General features: G+C 61.0%; 21 protein-coding genes and 1 pseudogene. 2 read left to right on the top strand and 20 right to left on the bottom strand.

Features of this window, described 5'->3' with window-relative positions; translation table 11 throughout:
- Positions 1-7 precede the first annotated feature (7 nt).
- Together PCA31118_RS19490 and PCA31118_RS19485 are read right to left on the bottom strand one after the other, a co-directional pair.
- The gene (locus PCA31118_RS19490) at positions 8-346 is read right to left on the bottom strand and encodes an RnfH family protein (protein WP_150626722.1); all 339 of its coding nucleotides are present in this window, start codon (positions 344-346) and stop codon (positions 8-10) included.
- A complete protein-coding gene (locus PCA31118_RS19485; RefSeq protein WP_044455601.1) occupies positions 336-770 on the bottom strand; it encodes a type II toxin-antitoxin system RatA family toxin in 435 nt (144 codons plus the stop codon). The genes PCA31118_RS19490 and PCA31118_RS19485 overlap by 11 nt, the downstream gene beginning before the upstream one ends.
- 154 nt (positions 771-924) lie before the next feature.
- On the opposite strand from PCA31118_RS19485, the pseudogene smpB reads away from it, so the two are divergent.
- A pseudogene (gene smpB, locus PCA31118_RS19480) lies at positions 925-1,374 on the top strand (SsrA-binding protein SmpB); the annotation flags it as partial.
- Positions 1,375-1,483: 109 nt separating this feature from the next.
- Here the strand turns inward: smpB and PCA31118_RS19475 are convergent.
- The 3 genes from PCA31118_RS19475 to ppsA form a co-directional block, all read right to left on the bottom strand.
- Positions 1,484-2,458, bottom strand: a complete 975-nt coding sequence (locus tag PCA31118_RS19475; protein ID WP_150626721.1) for an SPFH domain-containing protein — start codon at positions 2,456-2,458, stop codon at positions 1,484-1,486.
- A gap of 155 nt (positions 2,459-2,613) precedes the next feature.
- Positions 2,614-3,051, bottom strand: coding sequence for an NfeD family protein (locus tag PCA31118_RS19470; protein WP_150626720.1), 438 nt, complete (start codon positions 3,049-3,051; stop codon positions 2,614-2,616).
- A gap of 164 nt (positions 3,052-3,215) precedes the next feature.
- The gene (gene ppsA / locus PCA31118_RS19465) at positions 3,216-5,606 is read right to left on the bottom strand and encodes a phosphoenolpyruvate synthase (protein ID WP_150626719.1); all 2,391 of its coding nucleotides are present in this window, start codon (positions 5,604-5,606) and stop codon (positions 3,216-3,218) included.
- Between the two features lie 276 nt (positions 5,607-5,882).
- On the opposite strand from ppsA, the gene ppsR reads away from it, so the two are divergent.
- Positions 5,883-6,773 (top strand): posphoenolpyruvate synthetase regulatory kinase/phosphorylase PpsR, encoded by an 891-nt coding sequence (gene ppsR / locus PCA31118_RS19460; protein ID WP_150626718.1) that lies wholly within the window; start codon positions 5,883-5,885, stop codon positions 6,771-6,773.
- A 70-nt stretch (positions 6,774-6,843) separates the two neighbouring features.
- Here the strand turns inward: ppsR and PCA31118_RS19455 are convergent, their stop codons facing one another.
- The 15 genes from PCA31118_RS19455 to tsf all read right to left on the bottom strand — a co-directional run bounded on the left by PCA31118_RS19455 (position 6,844) and on the right by tsf (position 21,496).
- A complete protein-coding gene (locus tag PCA31118_RS19455; protein ID WP_150626717.1) occupies positions 6,844-7,623 on the bottom strand; it encodes a TrmH family RNA methyltransferase in 780 nt (259 codons plus the stop codon).
- Positions 7,620-8,255 carry a ribonuclease HII gene (gene rnhB / locus PCA31118_RS19450; protein WP_174990540.1) on the bottom strand — a complete coding sequence of 212 codons (636 nt, stop codon included), beginning with the start codon at positions 8,253-8,255 and terminating at the stop codon, positions 7,620-7,622. The genes PCA31118_RS19455 and rnhB overlap by 4 nt, the downstream gene beginning before the upstream one ends.
- A gap of 110 nt (positions 8,256-8,365) precedes the next feature.
- Entirely contained in the window at positions 8,366-9,541 is a 1,176-nt protein-coding gene (lpxB, locus tag PCA31118_RS19445; protein WP_174990534.1) for a lipid-A-disaccharide synthase, read from the bottom strand.
- A gap of 3 nt (positions 9,542-9,544) precedes the next feature.
- Entirely contained in the window at positions 9,545-10,336 is a 792-nt protein-coding gene (gene lpxA / locus PCA31118_RS19440) for an acyl-ACP--UDP-N-acetylglucosamine O-acyltransferase (RefSeq protein ID WP_150626715.1), read from the bottom strand.
- Between the two features lie 17 nt (positions 10,337-10,353).
- Positions 10,354-10,812, bottom strand: coding sequence for a 3-hydroxyacyl-ACP dehydratase FabZ (fabZ, locus tag PCA31118_RS19435; protein ID WP_150626714.1), 459 nt, complete (start codon positions 10,810-10,812; stop codon positions 10,354-10,356).
- Entirely contained in the window at positions 10,809-11,906 is a 1,098-nt protein-coding gene (lpxD, locus tag PCA31118_RS19430; protein ID WP_150626713.1) for a UDP-3-O-(3-hydroxymyristoyl)glucosamine N-acyltransferase, read from the bottom strand. The genes fabZ and lpxD overlap by 4 nt, the downstream gene beginning before the upstream one ends.
- Positions 11,903-12,436 carry an OmpH/Skp family outer membrane protein gene (locus PCA31118_RS19425; RefSeq protein ID WP_425495381.1) on the bottom strand — a complete coding sequence of 178 codons (534 nt, stop codon included), beginning with the start codon at positions 12,434-12,436 and terminating at the stop codon, positions 11,903-11,905. The genes lpxD and PCA31118_RS19425 overlap by 4 nt, the downstream gene beginning before the upstream one ends.
- A gap of 52 nt (positions 12,437-12,488) precedes the next feature.
- Positions 12,489-14,792 carry an outer membrane protein assembly factor BamA gene (gene bamA, locus PCA31118_RS19420; protein WP_174990533.1) on the bottom strand — a complete coding sequence of 768 codons (2,304 nt, stop codon included), beginning with the start codon at positions 14,790-14,792 and terminating at the stop codon, positions 12,489-12,491.
- 73 nt (positions 14,793-14,865) lie between these two features.
- A complete protein-coding gene (gene rseP / locus PCA31118_RS19415) occupies positions 14,866-16,254 on the bottom strand; it encodes an RIP metalloprotease RseP (protein ID WP_150626711.1) in 1,389 nt (462 codons plus the stop codon).
- 42 nt (positions 16,255-16,296) lie between these two features.
- Positions 16,297-17,496, bottom strand: coding sequence for a 1-deoxy-D-xylulose-5-phosphate reductoisomerase (gene ispC / locus PCA31118_RS19410; RefSeq protein WP_150626710.1), 1,200 nt, complete (start codon positions 17,494-17,496; stop codon positions 16,297-16,299).
- Between the two features lie 2 nt (positions 17,497-17,498).
- On the bottom strand, positions 17,499-18,308 hold the full coding sequence (locus PCA31118_RS19405; RefSeq protein ID WP_150626709.1) for a phosphatidate cytidylyltransferase: 810 nt from the start codon (positions 18,306-18,308) through the stop codon (positions 17,499-17,501).
- On the bottom strand, positions 18,308-19,090 hold the full coding sequence (gene uppS, locus PCA31118_RS19400) for a polyprenyl diphosphate synthase (protein WP_150626708.1): 783 nt from the start codon (positions 19,088-19,090) through the stop codon (positions 18,308-18,310). Before uppS ends, PCA31118_RS19405 begins: the two co-directional genes overlap by 1 nt.
- A 64-nt stretch (positions 19,091-19,154) precedes the next feature.
- Entirely contained in the window at positions 19,155-19,715 is a 561-nt protein-coding gene (gene frr / locus PCA31118_RS19395; RefSeq protein ID WP_044455587.1) for a ribosome recycling factor, read from the bottom strand.
- Between the two features lie 87 nt (positions 19,716-19,802).
- Positions 19,803-20,516 (bottom strand): UMP kinase, encoded by a 714-nt coding sequence (pyrH, locus tag PCA31118_RS19390; protein WP_044455586.1) that lies wholly within the window; start codon positions 20,514-20,516, stop codon positions 19,803-19,805.
- Between the two features lie 98 nt (positions 20,517-20,614).
- Positions 20,615-21,496 carry a translation elongation factor Ts gene (gene tsf, locus PCA31118_RS19385; RefSeq protein ID WP_044455585.1) on the bottom strand — a complete coding sequence of 294 codons (882 nt, stop codon included), beginning with the start codon at positions 21,494-21,496 and terminating at the stop codon, positions 20,615-20,617.
- Positions 21,497-21,558 lie beyond the last annotated feature (62 nt).

The raw sequence follows: 21,558 nt of genomic DNA, 5'->3' as shown, positions 1-21,558 counted from the left end.
CTTCAGTTCAACTTCCGCGACGGCTGCTCCCGAGCCATTTCTGCCCTTCTCTGCTGCCTTCGTTGCGGACTTTCTCGACCCGGCGCTGACGCGCGAGTTTCGGGTCCGCCTTGAGCGTGCGGTAAATCTCGACGCGATCCCCCGTCTCAAGGAATGCATCCAACGCGCGGACCTTCCCGAACACGCCAGCTTTCATCCGCGTCAGGTCCAACTCGGGGAACCGCTGCAACAAGCCGCTACGCTCGATCGCGTCGCGCATTGTCGCGCCAGCGGGCAGCGCGAGCGGCACGATCGTTTGCTCGCTCGGCAATGCGTAGCAGACCTCGACCTTCACCTCACTTGACATACACGGTCTCCGCACGCTTCACAAAGGCATCGACAAACGTGTTGGCGATATGACTGAATACCGGCCCGATGACCTTCTCGAGCAGGAAATTCGCAAATTCGTAGTGCAGGCTGAACTCGATCTTGCAGGCGTTTTCGCGCAGCGCAGTGAATTTCCACGTGCCGTGAAAACGCTTGAAAGGCCCTTCGACGAAGGTCATCTGGATGGAGTGCGGACGCTCCTGGATATTGCGCGTCGCGAACGAATGCTTCAGCCCCTTGAAATCGATGATCAACGACGCTTCCATGCTGTGCTCGTCCTGATGCCGAATATCGACACCACCGCACCAGGGCAGGAACTTGGGGTAATCGGCGACATTGGTCACCAGATCGTACATTTGCTCATCGGAGAAATGCACGAGAACGGTTTTACTGACTTCAGCCATCGTCGGTCGGGCGAGGTATGCTCACGGCGCGCTCGCTCTCGACGCTGCGTCGGTACGCGTGTGCCGCTGGCCGCCTCTCGCCGAGACTCTTTGTTAAAATCGCTATTTTACCCGAGCCCGACTCACCGGGTCCGACCAAGTTACCCGCCAAGGATCCATGAGCATCATCGACAACAGAAAGGCCTTCTTCGACTACTTCATCGAGGACCGGTACGAAGCCGGGATCGTGCTCGAGGGATGGGAAGTCAAGGCCATTCGCGCCGGGCGGGCGCAAATCAAGGAAGGCTACGTCGTGATCAAAAACGGCGAGATTTTCCTGATCGGCGCGCACATCAGCCCGCTGCAATCGGCATCGACGCACATCAAGCCCGACCCGGTACGCACTCGCAAGCTGCTTCTCAAGGCCGACGAAATCAAAAAGCTCATCGGCAAGGTCGAGCAGCGCGGCTATACGCTCGTCCCGCTCAACCTGCACTACAGCAAGGGGCTTGTGAAATGCGAGATCGGATTGGGCAAGGGCAAGAAGCAACACGACAAGCGTGAGACGGAAAAAGAACGCGACTGGAATCGTGAGAAAGCTCGCCTGATGCGCAACCCGACATAACGCACCAACCGATATCGCGAGCGTCGCTGCGACAAACGTCTCTCAACGAAAAAACGGCCCTTTCGGGCCGTTTTTCTTGACGACTGGCGTCCGGGCCACGTCACAACACTCAACGGCGCGAGCCCGAATTACCGAATCCCGTAGTGCTACCGTCCGCGGGCGCGTTCGAGCCACCTTCGGTGCCGCGCACAATCTTGAGTGCCGAGGCAATCATGCCGCTCATATCCGAAAGGTTTCCCGGCACGATCAGCGTGTTATTCGTCTTCGCGATCTTGCTGAACGCATCGACATACTGCTCGGCCACTTTCAGGTTGACGGCCTCCATGCCCCCTTGCGTCTGAATCGCCGTCGCAATCTTGTGAATGGCCTCAGCGTTAGCTTCCGCCACGGCAAGAATCGCTGCGGCCTCACCCTGCGCCTGGTTAATGGCGGCCTGGCGCTCACCTTCCGACTTCTGGATCGCGGCCTCACGCGCGCCGGATGCCAGGTTGATCTGCTCCTGCTTTTTCCCCTCGGAAGCCGCAATCAGCGCCCGCTTCTCACGCTCGGCCGTAATCTGCGCCTGCATGGCATGCAGAATTTCCTTCGGCGGCGTGAGGTCCTTGATCTCATAGCGCAGCACCTTCACGCCCCAGTTCGCCGCGGCCTCGTCGAGCGCGTTCACCACGCTGTGATTGATGAACTCGCGCTCTTCGAACGTCTTGTCGAGTTCGAGCTTGCCGACCACGCTGCGCAGCGTCGTTTGGGCAAGCTGTGTGATGGCGACGATAAAGTTGCTCGAACCGTAGGACGCCTTCATCGGATCCGTCACCTGGAAATACAAGATGCCGTCGACCTGCAACTGGGTATTGTCTTTGGTGATACAGATCTGACTCGGTACGTCGAGCGGAATCTCCTTGAGCACGTGCTTGTAAGCCACCCGATCCACGAACGGCACGACGATCGACAGCCCCGGCGTGAGCGTCGCGTGGAATTTGCCGAGACGCTCCACCACCCAGGCATGTTGCTGCGGCACGATCTTGATCGAGCGCGCCGCGATGATCACCGCGATGATAAAGAGAATGAATGCGACGTTGGATAACATGGTTTCCCCCGAATACGCCGACCTGACCGGCCGGCTGGTTCCCCGTCACCCGCGAATGCGGGACTTGCTGTCTGACTGCGGCGAAACCCAAGTGTTCGCTGCGATGGTCCCGTTGCGCACGCCCACTGTCGAAACTGACAGTGGCAACGCCCCCCCTACTGCGCCGGCGCGTGGGCGACGTACAAACGGCTACCACGAATCTCTCGGATAACGAACCATCCGGCATCCGGCGACTCACCGGGAAGCAGTTCGACGTCCCATTCGGCACCGCGATACATGGCGCGCGCCTGACCGTCCGGTCGCCACGCCTGCACATGCAGACGCTGACCAATGTCGAGGATGGTGTTCGGGTCGGCCGAAACATCGACCTTGATGCGCCGCTGACCGAACCGGCTGCGTCGCAGCAACCAGACGGCCACACCGGCCACGATCGCCGCGCTCACCCACTGCAACGGCCAATCCGCCCGCAGCAACGCGGCAATACCGCCCGCCGCCACGCCCAACGCCACCATCAGGAGATAGAACGTCCCGCTCGCCAGTTCCAGCACCACGATCAATCCGGCCACGCCGAACCAAAGCCAAGCCTGTTCCATCGCCGCTCCCAGATACCCAGACACAAAAAAACCCCGGTGTAATACCGGGGTTTATAGCATGAAACCCACTGATCGGCGCGGGCTTCCCAAGGGTTGCCGCACTTTTCAGCTGCGTCCGAGATGCTGCTCGGACGCGTCCTATTTCAGACGTTTCGTGTGACCGATTACTTCGTCACCTTGGCAAGCTGCTGCCACGTTTCAACCACGGTGTCCGGGTTGAGCGACATGGACACAATGCCTTCCTTCACCAGCCATTCGGCCAGATCCGGATGGTCCGACGGGCCCTGCCCGCAGATGCCGACGTACTTGCCCTTGGACAGACACGCCTTGATGGCACGGCTCAGCATGAACTGCACTGCCGGATCGCGCTCGTCGAAGTCCTTCGCCAGCAACTCCATGCCCGAGTCGCGATCCAGACCCAGCGTGAGCTGCGTCAAGTCGTTCGAACCAATCGAGAAGCCATCGAAGTACTCAAGGAACTGGTCTGCCAGAATCGCGTTCGACGGCACTTCGCACATCATGATGAGCTTGAGACCGTTCTCGCCACGCTTCAGGCCATACCCGGCCAGCATGTTGACCACGCGCTCGGCCTGGCCCAGCGTACGCACGAACGGCACCATGATTTCCACGTTCGTCAGGCCCATCTCGTCGCGCACACGCTTGAGGGCACGGCACTCCATTTCGAACGCTTCGGCAAAGTCTTCCGAAATGTAGCGCGAGGCGCCACGGAAGCCCAGCATCGGGTTCTCTTCATCCGGCTCGTAGCGCGAACCACCGATAAGCTTCTTGTACTCGTTCGACTTGAAGTCCGACAGACGCACGATCACGCTCTTCGGGTAGAAAGCCGCCGCAATCGTGGCGACGCCCTCGGCGAGCTTGTCGACGTAGAACGCGCGCGGCGAGGCATGACCGCGAGCGACCGACTCGACCGCCTTCTTCAGGTCGGCGTCGATGTTCGGGTACTCGAGGATGGCGCGCGGATGCACACCAATGTTGTTGTTGATGATGAATTCCAGACGCGCCAGACCCACACCGCTGTTCGGCAGTTGCGCGAAATCGAAGGCCAGCTGGGGGTTGCCCACGTTCATCGTGATCTTCACCGGGATCTTCGGCATTTCACCGCGCTGGATCTCGGTCACTTCGGTCTCGAGCAGACCGTCGTAAATCTTGCCTTCGTCGCCTTCTGCGCACGAAACGGTCACGAGTGCGCCGTCCTTGAGGACTTCGGTCGCATCGCCGCAACCCACAACGGCCGGCACACCGAGCTCACGCGCGATGATGGCCGCGTGGCACGTACGGCCACCGCGGTTGGTCACGATTGCCGACGCACGCTTCATGACCGGCTCCCAGTTCGGGTCGGTCATGTCGGCAACCAGCACGTCGCCCGGCTGCACACGTTCCATCTCGCTCGGATCCATGATCACGCGCACGGGACCGGCGCCGATCTTCTGGCCGATTGCACGGCCCGTGGCCAGCACCGGGGCATCGCCCTTGAGCTTGAAACGTTGCTCGGCCTTGCCGGCCGACTGGCTCTTCACCGTTTCCGGACGCGCCTGGAGGATGTAGATCTTGCCATCCTTACCATCCTTGCCCCACTCGATGTCCATCGGACGACCGTAGTGCTTTTCGATGATCAGCGCGAACTTGGCCAGTTCGACGCAATCGTCGTCCGTGATCGAGTAGCGGTTGCGCAACTCCATCGGCACATCGATGGTCTTCACACGGCCCGGTTCGCCCGGCTGGGTGAATTCCATCTTGACGAGCTTGGACCCCAGCGTGCGGCGGATGATCGGATACTTGCCGGCGTTGAGCGTGGGCTTGAAGACGTAGAATTCGTCCGGATTCACGGCACCTTGCACGACCGTCTCACCCAGACCGTAGCTGGCCGTGATGAATACGACGTCCTGGAAACCCGACTCGGTGTCGATCGTGAACATCACGCCCGATGCGCCGCAGTCCGAACGCACCATGCGCTGCACGCCGGCCGACAGCGCCACTTCGGCGTGCGTGAAGCCCTTGTGAACGCGATACGAAATCGCGCGATCGTTGTACAGGGACGCGAACACGTGCTTCATGCGATCGAGCACGTCGTCGATACCGACGACGTTCAGATAGCTTTCCTGCTGACCGGCGAACGAAGCGTCCGGCAGGTCTTCGGCGGTGGCCGACGAGCGCACGGCGAACGAGGCGTCCGGCTGGTCGGCGCTGATGCGCGCGAACTGCTCGCGAATCTCCTTCTCGAGCTGCGGTTGCAGCGGCGCGTCGACGATCCATTGACGGATTTCGGCACCTGCCTCTGCGAGCGCCTTGACGTTGTCGACGTCGAGGCCCTCGAGACGCTTGGCGACACGCTCGGTCAGATTGTTGTGCTGGAGGAACTCGCGGAATGCGAAAGACGTCGTGGCGAAGCCGCCCGGCACGCGAACCCCTGCGTTAGCCAGCTGGCTGATCATTTCGCCAAGCGATGCATTCTTGCCGCCGACCGACTCGACGTCGGTCATGCGCAGATGCTCAAACGGCACCACGTAGGCGCCGTTGTGTGCTGCGTTAGTCATAAAAGCCCCTAAGGTAAGAAAAAAAATTCTCGGAGGACCGGCTGGGACTGACACGGGCCGGTCGACCTGTTGGATAAGGAATCGCGCTTTGCTCACGCCGGAGCATCGTCGAGTACCAGGGGCTAGCGCCCGACGACCTGCGCCAAGCCATCGCCGCTTCCCGAAACGCCCCGTCAGACGGGGCTGACCGGGAACGGAATGCGATGGACGCGCAATTGCTTATCCAACAAGTTGCCGCTATTCTACCGTGCAATGCACCATTTTGCGATTCTGCGCATGAGCGAAGCCTCCACTCCCGGAAATTCCCCGACGCCCGCCCCGGGCACCCCCGCCGCCGCGGCCAAACCGGTCACCGCACGACCCGTTTTCATCGTGTCGGACGGCACGGGGATCACGGCGGAAACCTTCGCGCATTCGATTCTTGCGCAGTTCGAGATGCGTTTCCGTCAGATTCGCGTACCGTTCGTGGATTCCGTCGATAAAGCCTATGAAACGGCGCAACGGATCAATGAAATGTATCGGACCGACGGCGTCCGTCCGATCATTTTCAGCACGTTGGTGGACGCGCGCGCGAACGAGATTCTGCGCAATTGCCAGGGCGTCATCCTCGACATGTTCCAGACGTTCATCGAACCGCTGGAACTGGAGTTGGGGCTCAAGTCCATGCATGCCATCGGCCGCGTGCATCAGAACGCAGACAGCGAGGCGTACAAGAACCGGATCGAGGCGGTGAACTTTTCACTGGCGCACGACGACGGGCAGTCCAACAAGAATCTGCAAAGTGCCGATGTCATTCTTGTCGGGGTGTCGCGCAGCGGAAAGACGCCGACAACGTTGTATCTCGCCATGCAATACGGCGTGAAGGCGGCGAACTACCCGTTGATCCCGGACGACTTCGAGCGCGAGAAACTGCCGTCCACGCTCGATCAGTACAAGGACAAGATTTTCGGACTTTCCATCGATCCCCAACGCCTCTCCGAGATCCGTAACGAGCGGCGTCCGGGCAGCAAGTACGCATCGCTGGAGAACTGCCGCTATGAAGTCAACGAAGCCGAAGCGATGATGCGCCGCGAAGGCATCAAGTGGCTGTCGTCTACGCACAAGTCGATCGAAGAGATCGCAACGACGATCCTGCAGGAAATCAAGTTGGAGCGCGACGTCTACTGATGCACCGCCAAACCCGAAAGCAAAAAGGGACGCCCAAGGCGTCCCTTTTTGCTGAGCACGGCACGCAGGGTCAGGACAAGCGCTGACGCACCGCTTCGAATAGACAGATCGCCGCACACGCCGCAACATTCAGCGACTCCATGCCGCCCGGCTGCGGGATGCGAACAGGTGTCTGCACCCGTTCGAGCCAGTGCGGCGACACCCCCGCCCCTTCGTTACCGAACACCCAGGCCACCGGCGTGCGCAAATCCTGCGCGTAAAGCGACGTGCTCGCCTGCAAGCTGGTCGCCAGCAACGGCACCGCAAGGCGCGGCGCAAGCGAATCCGGCGTGCAATGCTCGACGATATTCAACGAGAAATGCGCCCCCATCCCGGCGCGCAGCACTTTGCTCGACCATGTGAGCGCCGTACCGGACATGCAGTACACGTCGCGCACCCCCGCCGCTGCCGCACTTCGTAGAATGGAGCCAACGTTACCCGCGTCTTGCACCGCGTCGAGAATGACGCAGTCTGTCGTCTGCGACGCGGGCAAATGGCCGGACGGCATTTCCACGACGAACAGCAGCGAGACACCGTTGACGAGTGTCGATAGCGGCTCGAACAACGCCGCAGGCAGGCATACGCGGCGATCCGCCTCGACGCGCGCCCAGATCTGCTCGACCTCGTCGTTCTCCAACGCCGATTCCGCCGCCACGCAAACTAGCGGCTGCCCCAGCGTGCCGAGATAAGCGTCGGCCAGGTGCACGCCTTCGAGCAGCGTCTGCCCCACCTTGCGACGCTGCTGATTCGACTGCGCCAGTTGCTTCAGACGCTTGTAGAACGGGTTGTCTTTGGAACTGATGAGCTTCATGACGAACGGACCGCGCGTGACACCGTAAGCGTGCCGAAAATTTCAAACGCCTCACGCACCGGCGCGAACGACTGCCGATGGTGTGGACTCGGACCATGCGTACGCAAGGCTTCGAGATGCCTGGGGGTGCCGTAGCCAACGTGCTCGTCGAAACCATACTGCGGAAATTCGTCATGCAGTGCGGCCAACTGACGATCGCGCGCGACCTTCGCCAGAATCGATGCCGCCGAAATCGCCGGCACCTTGTCGTCGCCCTTGATGACGGCCTCGGCACGCATCGGCAAGACCGGGCAACGATTGCCGTCAATGAGCGCGAGCGTCGGCACACGCGACAACCCGCGTACCGCGCGTTGCATTGCAAGCATGGTGGCATGGAGGATATTCAGCGAATCGATCTCCGCCACGCTCGCCTCGGCGATACAAAACGCCAGCGACCGCTCGACGATTTCCTCATAGAGCGCTTCGCGACGCAGCGCCGTCAGCTTCTTCGAATCGGCAAGCCCCTTGATCGGACGCGACGGATCGAGAATGACGGCCGCCGTGACGACGGGACCGGCAAGCGGCCCGCGGCCGACCTCGTCCACGCCGCAAGTCAATTCGGGGGCGACGTCGGCAAACAGGTCGAACACCATTTGCGGCGGTGTCGCCTTCGCGCGTGCACGGGTGCCCGACGCGGAGGCAGGTGATGCGCCATCGCCAGACGTCGATTTGCGCATGGTACGACGCACCTTAACGTCTTCGGTCATATCCGCCCCTTTTCCCTCAGCACGCGCTCGATCACCTCTGCCGAACGTGCCGCCGTGTTCTGACGAAGCTGTTCATGGATCTTCGTGAAGCGCGCCTGCAAAGATTCGCGAAGCGCGGGATCGGTCAGTTGCTGCCATACGGCGTCCGCCAGCGCTTGCGGCGTTGCGAAATGCTGCAACAGCTCCGGCACGACGAACTCTCCGCACAGAATATTGGGCAAACCCACGTACGGCAAATACCCCTGCCGCTTCATGATCTGCGCAGTCAGCCAGGGCACCTTGTACGAGATCACCATCGGTTTCTTGTACAGCGCCGCTTCGAGCGTTGCCGTTCCGCTGGCGAGCAATACGCTGTCGGCAGCCTCCAACGCGAGCGGTGCACGTCCATCGATGACCGTGAGATGAAGGTCGCTATGTGCATCGAAAATCGGCTGCATCAACGTACGCAGACGCGGCGTGGCCGCCGGCAATACGAACCGAATCGAGGGATTTCGTGCAGCAAGCAAACGCATGGCCGCGAAGAACACCGGTGTCAGTCGTTGCACCTCGGAAGTACGGCTGCCCGGCAGAATCGCGACGACCGGCCCATCACCGACGAGCCCAAGCTTGGCTCGCGCCCCCACGACATCCGGCACCATCGGAATCTTGTCGGCCATCGGGTGGCCGACAAACGTCGCGTCGATGCCGGCACGGTGATAGATCTCTGGCTCGAAGGGAAACAAGCACAGCATGTGATCGACCGCGCGCTTGATCTTCTTGATCCGTCCGCCGCGCCACGCCCAAATCGACGGACTCACGAAGTGAATCGTGGGAATGCCTGCCTCGCGCAGCTTGATTTCGAGATCGAAATTGAAATCGGGCGCATCGAAACCGACGAACGCCAGCGGCTTCTCAGCCAACCAGCGCTCGCGCAGTTGCTTGCGGATCGAAAGGATTTCGCGCAGATGCTTGATGACTTCGACGTAGCCCATGACGGAGAGCTTGTCGATGGGCCAATAGGCATCGAAGCCCTCTTCCGCCATGTGCGGGCCACCGACACCAGCGTATGCAATGTCGGAGGGAAGGCTCTGCTTGAGACCGGCAAGCACGTTGCCGGCAATGAGATCGCCTGACAGCTCCCCGGCCACCATCGCCAGGGTTCGCTGGCCGGCGCCGGGAAGAGTCGGCGACATAGGTCAGCGCACGATACCGCGCGTGCTTGCGTTGAGGAAGTCGAGCAGTGCGCGCACCGCCTCGAAAACGTCCGGTGCACCGGCATTGCCGAAGGCTTCAATCTGCACCTTCGCCTCGTCGAGTGTCAACCCGCTCTTGTAAAGGAGCTTGTACGCATGGCGCAACGCCGTAATCGCATCGGCGCTGAAGCCACGACGGCGAAGCCCCTCGACGTTGATACCGTAGGGCACGGCGCGGTCGCCCGACGCAATGACAAATGGCGGAACGTCCTGCACCAGCACCGACGCACCACCCACCATCGAGTGGGCGCCAATGCGCACAAACTGATGCACGCCGGTCATACCGCCGATGATTGCCCAGTCGTCGACATGAACGTGCCCGGCCAGTTGCGCGTTGCTCGAGAACACCGTGTGATTGGCCACATGGCAATCGTGCGCGATGTGCACATAAGCCATGATCCAGTTGTCGTTGCCGACACTCGTCAGGCCACCGTCCTGCACCGTGCCGGTGTGGATGGTCGTGAATTCACGGATGGTGTTGCGATCACCGATGACGAGCTTGGTCGGCTCGCCCGCGTACTTCATATCCTGCGGATTCCCGCCGATCGATGCGAACGGGCCGATCTTGTTGCCCTCGCCCAACGTCGTGTGACCGTCGACGACCGTATGCGCGAGAATTTGCGAACCCGCGCCGATCGTCACGTTCGGACCGACAATCGCGTACGGACCAACGACGACGTCGCTCGCCAGTTGCGCCTTCGGATCGACGACTGCAGTGGAATGAATGTTCGTCATGAGCGTCTTGGTTCCGGTTATTCGCCGTTTTTCTTGACCATGCACATGAACTCGGCTTCGGCAGCAAGCTTGCCATCCACCGTTGCCACACCCTTGAACTTGAAAAAGCCGCGCTTGTGGCTGATGAAGTCAACCGAGAGGATGAGTTGATCGCCCGGTTCGACCGGACGCTTGAATCGAACGTTCTCGATACCGACGAAATAATACAGCGTGTTTTCGTCGTGAACGGGTTCGTCCGAGAACGTGAGCAGCGCAGCGGCCTGCGCCAGCGCTTCGACGATCAGCACGCCCGGCATGACCGGTCGCTGCGGGTAATGGCCAGTGAAGTACGGCTCATTGATCGTGACGTTCTTGATGACCTTGATATTTTTGTGCGGCTCCAACCCGATCACACGATCCACCATCAGCATCGGGTACCGATGCGGCAGCAGCTTCATGATCTTGTGGATGTCGATATTGATAGTGGTCTCGCTCATTTGTCTTGCAGGTCCTTGACCTTCGCTTCAAGTTGTCGCACGCGCTCGCGCATCTTGTCCAGATTGCGCATGATGGCCGCGTTTTTGTTCCATTCGGCGTTCGGAATCGCCGGAAATGCGCTGGTATAGGTGCCCGGGCCGGGAAGCGACTTGGACACCCCCGACTTGGCGGTCACGATGACTTTGTCTCCAAGCGTCACGTGTCCGGCAATGCCGACGTTGCCTCCCAACATGCAGAATTTTCCGATCGTGCTACTGCCGGCAATGCCCGTGCATGCAGCAATCACGGTGAAGGCGCCGACACGCACGTTGTGCGCAATCTGCACCTGGTTATCGATCTTGCACCCGTGTTCGATGACCGTATCGGCCATGGCGCCACGATCGATCGACGTGGACGCCCCGATCTCGACATCATCTTCGATCACCGCCCGGCCGACCTGCGGAATTTTCACCCACTCGCCGCCCGTGGCAGAGAAATCCGGCGCAAAGCCGAACCCATCGGAGCCGATCACGGCGCCCGCGTGAATCACGCAGCGCGCACCGATGACGGTCGTGTGATAGAGCGTCACGTTTGGATAGACGAGTACGTCGTCGCCCAGCGTCGTATCGCGACCGACAAACACATTGGCCATCAACCGAACGCGTTCGCCCAGACGCACGCCCGCCTCGATCACGACGTTCGGCCCAATCACACACGACGCGGGGACCACAGCAGAGGGATCGACCGTGGCACTCGGATGAACGCCTGCCGACGGCACCGGCGCTGCGGCCTGCGCAAACATCTGCGCGACACGCGCGAAGTAAGCGTAGGGATTCGGCGCGATGATCCACGCACGGCCCTCATGCGTCGGTAGCTTGTCGAAATCGGCTTTGGAGAGAATGACCGCGGCGGCGCCTGAATTCGGCACTTCCGCGAGATAAAGCGGATTGGACAGGAAAGCGAGTTGGCGTGCGCCCGCCCGATCGAGCGGCGCCAGACCTTCGATGGCAACCTCGCCGTTTCCCACCAGATCGCCGCCGAAGCGAGCGATCAACTGAGCGAGCGTGACGGCGGGGGCAGACGACGCTCCCGACCTGGATTGCGCGCCCGTCACTTGCCGCTGGTGCTGCCCGAACTCGCGTTCAGGGTCTTGAGCACCTTGTCCGTGATATCGATGCGCGGGCTGACATAGACCGCTTCCTGCACGATCAGGTCGTACTTGTCCGTCTCCGCGATTTGCTTGATCACGCGATTGGCGCGATCGAGCACTGCGGCGAGTTCTTCGTTGCGACGCTGGTTCAGGTCTTCACGAAACTCGCGCTGCTTACGCTGGAACTCGGTGTCGGCCGCAGCCAGATCGCGCTGGCGCTTGGCGCGCTCGGCGTCGCTCAACGTCGGATTGTCCTTGTCGAGCTTGTCCGACATCGCCTTGAGACGTTGGGCCATATCCTGCAGAGCCTTGTCTCGCGAGGAGAACTCGGCTTCGAGTTTGGCCTGCGCAGCCTTGGCCGGCGTGGAATCGCGCAGAATGCGATCCGAATTGACAGCGGCGATGCGCGCATCCTGAGCCGACGCAGCAAAAGCCGCACCAGCCAGCAACGCCGCGGCGACGCCGCGAAGGCAATGCTTACGGATACCGTTCAATGTATTACCCCTTACAACGATGAAACGTTCGGAACCGGTCGACGTGTCGTCTTTAGAACGACGTACCGACCTGGAACTGGAATTTCTGATACTGGTCGCCCGTCTTCTTGACGAGCGGGAAGCCCATCGAGAGCTTGAGCGGGCCAATCGGTGAAATCCACGACAGACCGAAACCGTAAGAATAGCGCAGGTTATTGAAGGTAATCGCCTGGCCGTTATCGAACACGTTACCACCGTCGAGGAAAGTGAAGATACGGAGCGTGCGGTCATAACCCGTGCCCGGCAGCGGGAACGTAAGTTCGATGTTACCGATCAGCTTCGATGCACCACCCAGCGGTTCGCCGTTGGTATCCTTCGGACCCAGCGAGCTCGGTTCATAACCACGCACCGAGCCGATACCGCCGGCGAAGTAGTTCTTGAAGATCGGGAACGGCTGGCCACCCAGACCGTGACCGTAGCCGACTTCACCATTGAGCGCCAGCGTGAAGCCGCGGCTCACCGGGTAGTAGTACTGGTGCTGGTAGTACGCACGGAAGTACTTGGTCGTCCCGATCGGCGTACCGATTTCAAGGTTGGCTTGCTGATAATGACCGCGGTTCGGGATCAGTGCGCTGTCACGCGAATCGCGCGACCAACCCACCGTCAGCGGATAGTTGTTGCTGACATAGCCGAACTGGTTCGCGTAGTCGATATAACGCTGCGGCGTCGTGCCGTCGCTCGTCAGGTGCAGACGCGTCTGTTCGAAGCCCAGACCGAAGAACACCGTATCGACTTCGGAGAACGGCACACCGAACTTCAGGTTGCCGCCGAGCGTATTGATACGGAAATCCGAATCGCTCGTGAGCAGCAGCGGCTGATACGTGCGGTAGTAGATGTCCGTAATACGGCTCACACCGTCGACCGTGAAGTAAGGATCGACCTGCGTGACCGCCAGAGTACGGTACGTCTTACCGGTGTTCACGTTCACCGACAGCGACGTTCCCGAGCCGAAAACGTTGTCCTGGCTGATACCGGCCTGCAGCACCACCTTGTCGGTCGACGAGAAGCCGGCACCCACGTTGATGGTACCCGTCGGCTTTTCTTCGACCTTCACCTGAAGATCGACCTGGTCGTTCGATCCGGCGACCGGCTCGGTGGTCACGTTGACGTCGGTGAAGTAGCCCAGTCGGTTGATACGGTCCTGCGAGAGCTTGAGACGGTCCGCGTCGTACCACGAGCTTTCGAGCTGGCGCAGTTCACGGCGAATCACCTCGTCACGGGTACGCGAGTTGCCCACGATATTGATCTTGCGGACATACACGCGACGCCCCGGATCAATCGTCATCGTCAGCGCGACGGTGTGGTTGTTGCGGTCGATCGTCGGTTGCGCATTCACGTTCGCGAACGCAAAACCGTAGTTGCCGAGCAAGTCCGAAATGGCCTTGGTACTGGCCTGCAGCTTGGCTGCGGAGAACGTATCGCCCGCCTTCAGTTGCACGAGCTTCTGGATGTCGTCCTGCTTGCCGAGCATCTCGCCCGAAAGCTTCACATCCGACACCTTGTAGGGCTCGCCTTCGTGCAGATTGATGGTGAGGAACATCTCGTCCTTGTCCGGCGTAATTGAGACGTCGGTGGAGTCGATGTTGAATTCCAGGTAACCACGATTCAGGTAGAACGAGCGAAGCTTTTCCAGGTCGCCCGTGAGCTTGTCCTTGGAATACAGATCGTTCTTCGAATACCAGGACAGCCAGTTCGGCGTACCCAGTTCCATCTCGGACATCAGGTCCGACGAGGAGAACGCCTTGTTACCCACGAAATTGATCTGCTGGATGGTGGCCTTGGGGCCTTCCGTCACCGCGAACTGGATGCCCACACGGTTGCGCTCGAGCGGCGTGACCGTCGTCTTCACTTCGGCAGCGTAGTAACCGCGCGTGAGATATTGACGCTTGAGTTCCTGCTCCGATTTGTCCAGCAGGTTGCGGTCGAAGGTGCGGCCTTCGGTCAGGCCGACCGAGCGCAACGCCTTCTTCAAACCGTCTTTGTCGAATTCCTTGATGCCGAGGAAGTCAATGGAAGCAATTGCGGGACGCTCGTTGACGTGCACCACCAGCACGCTGCCCTGCGCTTCAACGCTCACGTCCGAGAACAGGCCCGTGGCATAAAGGGCACGAATTGCTTCGGTGCCCTTATCATCGTTGAACTTGTCACCCGGCTTGACCGGCAGGTACGAGAACACGGTACCGGGTTCGATGCGCTGCAAGCCCTCCACTCGGATATCCTTGACCACGAACGGCTCGACGGCGCGTGCCAGGAAACTGTGTGCCGCCAGAACCGCAATCACCAGGGTCTTCGGAACAAGGTGGTATTTATTCGACAACTTGCTTCCCCAAGAAACAATTGAATCGTAAAAACTCGGATTTGCCTGCGACCGGCAGGCACGTGACGCTGTCCTAGTGCAGCAACTTCGACAGGTCGTTGAAAAGTGCTACGGCAGAGAGCGCAAGGATGCAAACGATGCCCACTCGTTGCAGCGCGCCCTGCCACCGCTCGGAAACTGCCCGACCGGTAATCGCTTCGACCGCATAATATAACAGATAGCCACCGTCCAAAACCGGAATCGGCAACAGATTCAATACGCCCAGGCTAATGCTGACAAGCGCCAGAAAGGCGACGAAATAATCCAGTCCGAGACGCGCCGAACGCCCGGCATAGTCCGCAATCGTGACCGGCCCGCTCAAGTTCCGCAGCGATGCCTGCCCGGTGATCATCTTCCCAAACATCCGAACGCTGAACGCCGTCACATCCCACGTACGCTGCGCCCCTCGACCGATCGCCTCGAACAGCCCGTACCGAACTGTCACCGAATCGACCTGGCTCGCCAACGCCGCCCCGATCTTGCCGACACGCGCACCGCCTGCGGCCGGATCGGCGTCCACCAACGGCGTGAGCGTGACACTGCGCAAGCTGCCGTCTCGCCGCACGGTCAGCGTCATCGGCTTACCCGGATGGGCTCGCACCGCATCCACGAATCCCTTGGCCGACGTCACGGGACTCCCATCGACAGCCGTGATTTCGTCACCCACGCGAAGCCCGGCAGTGCCCGCCGCACCGCCCGCCATGATCTGCCCGACCTTGACCCGCGCCGACGGCACGAGGCCCAGGCGCTGCATGAAGTCCTGCTCGCCGTCTGCGTCGAAATGTTGTCCCGCTGCGTCCAGCGTGAATTCGGCTCGCCCATCGCGCGTTCGGGCCACCAGTGTCACCCGCTGCCCTTCGATCATCGGGTCGACCAGACGCCAGCGAAGGTCCTCCCAGGAGCGGACGGCGACCTCTTCGCCAACCGCCTCGTCAGGATGTCTCCCGCTCTCGCGGATCGCCGTGATCAACTCGCCGCCGGACATGCCGGCACGCGCGGCCAGGGTTCCTGCCGCAGGCGACGCAATGCGCGCGACCGGTTCGGTCACGCCTGCCAGGTTCAGGCCGGCGTACAGGGCAATAGCAAGGAGGAAGTTGGCGACCGGCCCGGCCGCCACGATGGCGAAACGTTGGTAGACCGATTTTCGGTTGAACGCCCTGGCGCGGTCTTCGGGCGCCACGACCTGCGTCTCGTCGCGTTCGTCGAGCATGCGGACATAACCGCCGAGCGGTAACGCGCAAACCGTCCACTCCGTATGGTCCCGGCCCATCGTCCATTTGAGCAACGGCGCACCGAACCCGACAGAAAACCGGAGCACCTTCACGCCGCACAACCGCGCGACGGTGTAGTGGCCCAACTCATGGAACACCACCAGAACGCCAATGGCGATGGCGAACGCAAGCAACGTGGTCAGCAGATTCATGAGCGGACAGGCCCCGGGGAGGTTACGACATGATCAGCGGCGTCAGGAACGCGCCGGCGCGGGCAACCGGGCGACGATAGACGCCGCCAGCTCCCGCGCACGGCGGTCAGCGTCGAGCACGACATCGAGCGATGTGGCCTCACCCACCGGCAAGGCGTCGAGCACCTGCTCGACCACCTGAGCGATCGCCGTGAACCGGATACGTCCTTCGAGGAACGCCGCCACGGCAATTTCATTGGATGCGTTGAGCAGCGCACCTGCGGTGCCGCCGCGATGCAGCGTATCGAACGCCAGACGCAGGCATGGGAAACGACGCAGATCCGGCGCCTCGAATGTGAGCTTGCCGATATCCGCGAGATTGAGCGAAGCCACGCCCGACGTTACGCGATCAGGGAAGGCGAGCGCGTGCGCGATCGGCGTGCGCATATCGGGATTGCCGAGTTGCGCCAGCGTGGAGCCGTCCGTGTACGTGGCCATCGAATGAATGACGCTTTGCGGATGGATCAACACCTCGATCTTCTGCGGCGGCATATTGAACAGCCAGTGGGCTTCGATCACTTCCAGCCCCTTGTTCATCATGCTGGCGGAGTCCACCGAAATCTTGCGCCCCATGACCCAATTCGGATGCGCGCACGCCTCGTCCGGCGTCACATCGTCAAGCGATGCCAGTTCGCGCTCGCGGAACGGACCGCCCGACGCCGTCAGCACCAGCTTTTCCACGCCGCGCGTGGTCGCGCGGTTCTCGGACGGAACCTGCGGCAAGCATTGGAAGATGGCATTGTGCTCGCTGTCGAGCGGTAACAGCGTTGCACCGGCACGCTCGGCGGTCGCCATGAACAGCGCACCGGAGAGCACCAGCGACTCCTTGTTCGCCAGCAGGATGCGCTTGCCCGCGCGCGCGGCTGCCAACGTCGACTGAAGCCCGGCCGCGCCCACAATGGCGGCGACGACTGTCGTCGGCTCCGCCGCCTCGGCGATATCGATGAGTGCCTGCGGACCGTAGGCAACGTCGATCTTCAAACCGGACTGAACCAGGCGCGCCGACAATACGGCCGCACCTTCGGCATCGGCCACGACCGCCACTTGCGGACGATGGGCGACACACTGCTCGAAAAGGCGGTCCAGATTACGGTGCGCCGACAGCGCGTAGACCGAAAAACGGTCGGGATGGCGACCCACGACATCGAGCGTGCTAACGCCGATGGAGCCAGTGGAGCCGAGAATGGAGAGACGTTGCGACATGATCAGACGAAGAGCAGAGCCAGCGGGAGCACCGGAAGCAGTGCGTCGATTCTGTCGAGCACGCCGCCATGGCCGGGCAGCAGCGCACTGGAATCCTTCACGCCGGCTTGCCGCTTGAGTTGAGATTCGAACAAATCGCCCACGACCGAGAAGGCCACCAGCACCGTCAGCGTCACAGCACCGACCAGCAAGCCTTGCGCGCCAGCGAGATAAGACACGATCGTGGGGGCCTGCAGGCCGCTGACGAATACCACCGCAGCAACCAGAAGCACCAGAAGCCATCCCCCGATCGCCCCTTCCCACGACTTGCCGGGACTGATGGACGGTGCAAGTTTGCGCTTGCCGAAGGCACGGCCCGCAAAATAGGCACCGGTATCCGCCAACCAGACGATCACAAGTACGGACAGCAAAAACGCCACGCCGCGCTCACGCGCGAGACAAAGCGCTTGCCATGCCGCAATCAACAGAACGGGGCCGGCAACCAGCAGCAGGCCGCGCCAGGCACCTCGCGTCGCCGGCTTGCGGGCAAGCGTGTATGGGCCGGCCAGAATCCAGAAAATCGCAGCGGGCTTGAGCCAGATCGAGGACAGCGTCCACCCGCCAGCCCATGTCATACCGACGCCCAGCAATGCGAGTGCGCCATAGAAGATAGCGCCGGCGCCGTTCAGCCCGACAAGGCGACCCCATTCCCACCCGGCGGCCGCCACAATAATGGCCGCGAGCAACGCGAACTGCGCCGGCGTACCGACGAAGATCACAGGCAACAGAATGGCGAGAAGTACGACAGCGGTGATGACGCGTGTCTTGAGCATCAGGCGGATTGTCCCGAGGGGTTCTGGACTTGTGCGCTGGTACGACCGAAACGGCGCTCGCGCTGCTGGAACTCGGCGACGGCCCGTTTAAGCGTGTTGGCGTTGAAGTCCGGCCAGAATTCTTCGGTGAAATACAGTTCAGTGTACGCCAGTTGCCAAAGCAGAAAATTACTGACGCGCTGATCGCCGCCGGTGCGGATGAAGAGATCCGGCTCCGGCGCGTAGGCCATGCTCAGATAAGGCGCGAGATCGTCTTCAGAAAACGATGTCTCAAGCGCCGCTGCACCGCCCTGCGCAACACGCGCGGCGGCGAGCTTTCGAGCTGCCTGGAGAATGTCCCAGCGCCCGCCGTAATTGGCAGCGATGGTCAAGGTCAGCCCTTTGTTGTCCTGGGTACGTTCTTCCGCGCGCCGGACAAGTTCCTGAATACGCGGCTCGAACGCTTCGAGTGCGCCAATCACACGCAGTCGAATGCCGTTGCTGTGCAACTTGCCCACTTCGCGCTCGAGCGCCAGGATGAACAACTGCATCAGCGTCGAGACCTCATCCTGCGGACGACGCCAGTTCTCGGAACTGAACGCGAACAGGGTCAGGTACTCGACGCCGAGTTCGGCACACGCCGTCACCGCTTCACGCACGGCATCGACGCCACGCTTGTGCCCTGCGACGCGAGGTAATTTACGACTGGTAGCCCAACGCCCGTTGCCATCCATAACGATGGCGACGTGGCGCGGGATGCTCGCTGTCTGGGGAGCAGAAAGCGTAGAGCTTAGAAAACCCATTGAGATACGGCGCGGGAGTCGAGTGCGAAAGTCTGCGGAGATCTTGCGGTAAGTGCCGAGGCACTCAGACCGTCATGATCTCGGCTTCCTTCTGCGCAACAAGCTTGTCGATCTCTGCGACGAACTTGTCGGTCAACTTCTGCACGTCGTCATCCGAACGACGCTGATCGTCTTCCGACGCTTCCTTGTCCTTCACCAGCTTCTTGACCTGATCGTTCGCGTCGCGACGCAGGTTACGCACGGCGACCTTGGCGGCTTCCCCTTCGCTCTTGACCAGCTTGGTCATTTCGCGACGACGCTCTTCCGTCAGCATGGGCATCGGCACACGAATCAGGTCGCCTTGCGTCGCCGGGTTCAGTCCGAGGTCCGATTCGCGAATCGCCTTTTCGACCTTGGCAACCATGTTCTTTTCCCACGGTTGAACGCCGATCGTACGCGCGTCGACGAGCGTCACGTTCGCGACCTGGCTGATCGGCACCATCGAACCGTAGTAATCGACCTGCACGTGGTCGAGCAGCCCGGTATGTGCACGACCGGTACGGATTTTAGCCAGTTGGCCCTTGAACGACTCGATCGAGTTGGTCATCTTCTGCTCGACATTCTTTTTGACGTCAGCAACGCTCATGGCAACCTCCAAACCTTGAAATTTGTTACGCAAACATAAATGATACGGCGTCGGCGCGCCAATGCACGCCGACGCCGCAATTTGAACTCAAACGTGGACGAGCGTTCCCTCGTCTTCGCCGAGGATGACGTGCTTGAGCGCGCCCGGCTTCACGATCGAGAAAACGCGCACCGGCATCTTCTGGTCGCGGCACAGGGCAAAAGCCGTCGCGTCCATGACCTGCAGGTTCTTCGAGATCGCCTCGTCGAAGCTGATGGTCGAGTACTTTACAGCGTTCGGATCCTTCTTGGGGTCAGCCGAGTACACACCGTCGACCTTGGTCGCCTTGAGCACCACTTCCGCGCCGACTTCCGAGCCGCGCAACGCGGCGGCCGTGTCGGTCGTGAAGAACGGGTTGCCCGTACCGGCGGCGAAGATCACGACTTTGCCCTCTTCGAGCTGACGGATTGCGCGCGGACGGATGTACGGCTCAACGACCTGGTCCATGCGCAGCGCGGATTGCACACGCGCCTCGATGCCTGCGTGACGCATGGCGTCTTGCAGCGCCAGCGCGTTCATCATGGTGGCAAGCATCCCCATGTAGTCGGCCGTTGCCCGGTCCATGCCGGCGGCGCCGCCTGCCACACCCCGGAAGATATTGCCACCGCCGATCACGACGGCCAGTTGCGTGCCCAGGCGGACGACTTCGGCGATGTCGCCAACCATGCGTTCGATGGTTGCACGATTGATGCCGAACGAATCGTCACCCATGAGGGCTTCACCAGAAAGCTTGAGAAGTACGCGTTTGTAAGGAGTAGACATGGCGGTCCTTAAGGAGTCTGGTCGGGCACTGTGGGGGTATTCTGGATGAAACAACGGGGACGGCACAGCCGCCCCCGGATACTACGGTACTGCGCGAATTACGACTGCTTTGCAGCGGCCACCTGAGCAGCCACTTCAGCAGCGAAGTCGTCTTGCTTCTTCTCGATGCCTTCGCCGACGATGTACATGGTGAAGCCCTTGACCGTCGTGTTGTTGGCCTTGAGCATCTGTTCGACGGTTGCCTTGTCGTCCTTCACGTACGTCTGGTTGAACAGCGAGACTTCCTTCAGGAACTTCTGCACGCTGCCTTCCACCATCTTGGCGACGATCTCGGCCGGCTTGCCCGATTCGGCGGCCTTTTCTGCGGCAACCTTGCGTTCCTTTTCGATCAGTTCCGGCGACACCTGGTCACCCGACACGGCCACCGGCTTCATGGCGGCGATGTGCATGGCGACGTTCTTGCCGACTTCGGCGTCCGCACCTTCGTACTCGACGACCACGCCGATGCGCGTGCCGTGCAGGTAAGCGGCGAGCTTGCCCGACGTTTCGTAGCGCTGGAAGCGACGGATCGTCATGTTTTCGCCGATCTTGCCGATCAGGTCGGCACGCACCTGGTCGACGGTCTTGCCGTCGAGCGGCAGTGCCGACAGGGCAGCGACGTCAGCCGGGTTGTTCTCGGCGACCAGCTTGGCCAGGTCGTTGGCGAACTTCAGGAAGTCGTCGTTCTTCGAGACGAAATCGGTTTCGCAGTTGATTTCGACCACGGCACCCTTGCCGCCGTCGATGTAAGCCGAGATCACGCCTTCAGCCGTGATGCGGCTAGCGGCCTTGCTGGCCTTGCTACCCAGCTTGACACGCAGGATTTCTTCAGCACGGACCATGTCGCCGTCGGCTTCGGTCAGCGCCTTCTTGCATTCCATCATCGGCGCATCGGTCTTGGCGCGCAGTTCGCCCACCATTGCTGCAGTAATTGCCGGCATATCATTACTCCTGTATATCGAATCAGTCGGGAGGGGGCTTCACTAGGACGGCCTCATTGCCC

Source organism: Pandoraea captiosa, assembly GCF_902459775.1.
Lineage (GTDB): Bacteria > Pseudomonadota > Gammaproteobacteria > Burkholderiales > Burkholderiaceae > Pandoraea > Pandoraea captiosa.
Note: the sequence above shows the minus strand (reverse complement) of the source record. Positions and strands in the feature narration are given on the sequence as shown.

What these genes read in the sequence shown, in the direction of transcription:
- uppS (WP_150626708.1), bottom strand. Translation starts at nt 19,090, where the DNA reads ATGGGTTTTCTAAGCTCTACGCTTTCTGCTCCCCAGACAGCGAGCATC.
- PCA31118_RS19490 (WP_150626722.1), bottom strand. Translation starts at nt 346, where the DNA reads ATGTCAAGTGAGGTGAAGGTCGAGGTCTGCTACGCATTGCCGAGCGAG.
- pyrH (WP_044455586.1), bottom strand. Translation starts at nt 20,516, where the DNA reads ATGTCTACTCCTTACAAACGCGTACTTCTCAAGCTTTCTGGTGAAGCC.
- PCA31118_RS19475 (WP_150626721.1), bottom strand. Translation starts at nt 2,458, where the DNA reads ATGTTATCCAACGTCGCATTCATTCTCTTTATCATCGCGGTGATCATC.
- tsf (WP_044455585.1), bottom strand. Translation starts at nt 21,496, where the DNA reads ATGCCGGCAATTACTGCAGCAATGGTGGGCGAACTGCGCGCCAAGACC.
- ispC (WP_150626710.1), bottom strand. Translation starts at nt 17,496, where the DNA reads ATGTCGCAACGTCTCTCCATTCTCGGCTCCACTGGCTCCATCGGCGTT.
- PCA31118_RS19485 (WP_044455601.1), bottom strand. Translation starts at nt 770, where the DNA reads ATGGCTGAAGTCAGTAAAACCGTTCTCGTGCATTTCTCCGATGAGCAA.
- lpxA (WP_150626715.1), bottom strand. Translation starts at nt 10,336, where the DNA reads ATGACGAACATTCATTCCACTGCAGTCGTCGATCCGAAGGCGCAACTG.
- rnhB (WP_174990540.1), bottom strand. Translation starts at nt 8,255, where the DNA reads ATGGTGTTCGACCTGTTTGCCGACGTCGCCCCCGAATTGACTTGCGGC.
- rseP (WP_150626711.1), bottom strand. Translation starts at nt 16,254, where the DNA reads ATGAATCTGCTGACCACGTTGCTTGCGTTCGCCATCGCCATTGGCGTT.
- fabZ (WP_150626714.1), bottom strand. Translation starts at nt 10,812, where the DNA reads ATGAGCGAGACCACTATCAATATCGACATCCACAAGATCATGAAGCTG.
- PCA31118_RS19405 (WP_150626709.1), bottom strand. Translation starts at nt 18,308, where the DNA reads ATGCTCAAGACACGCGTCATCACCGCTGTCGTACTTCTCGCCATTCTG.
- ppsR (WP_150626718.1), top strand. Translation starts at nt 5,883, where the DNA reads ATGAGCGAAGCCTCCACTCCCGGAAATTCCCCGACGCCCGCCCCGGGC.
- ppsA (WP_150626719.1), bottom strand. Translation starts at nt 5,606, where the DNA reads ATGACTAACGCAGCACACAACGGCGCCTACGTGGTGCCGTTTGAGCAT.
- PCA31118_RS19470 (WP_150626720.1), bottom strand. Translation starts at nt 3,051, where the DNA reads ATGGAACAGGCTTGGCTTTGGTTCGGCGTGGCCGGATTGATCGTGGTG.
- lpxB (WP_174990534.1), bottom strand. Translation starts at nt 9,541, where the DNA reads ATGTCGCCGACTCTTCCCGGCGCCGGCCAGCGAACCCTGGCGATGGTG.
- PCA31118_RS19455 (WP_150626717.1), bottom strand. Translation starts at nt 7,623, where the DNA reads ATGAAGCTCATCAGTTCCAAAGACAACCCGTTCTACAAGCGTCTGAAG.
- frr (WP_044455587.1), bottom strand. Translation starts at nt 19,715, where the DNA reads ATGAGCGTTGCTGACGTCAAAAAGAATGTCGAGCAGAAGATGACCAAC.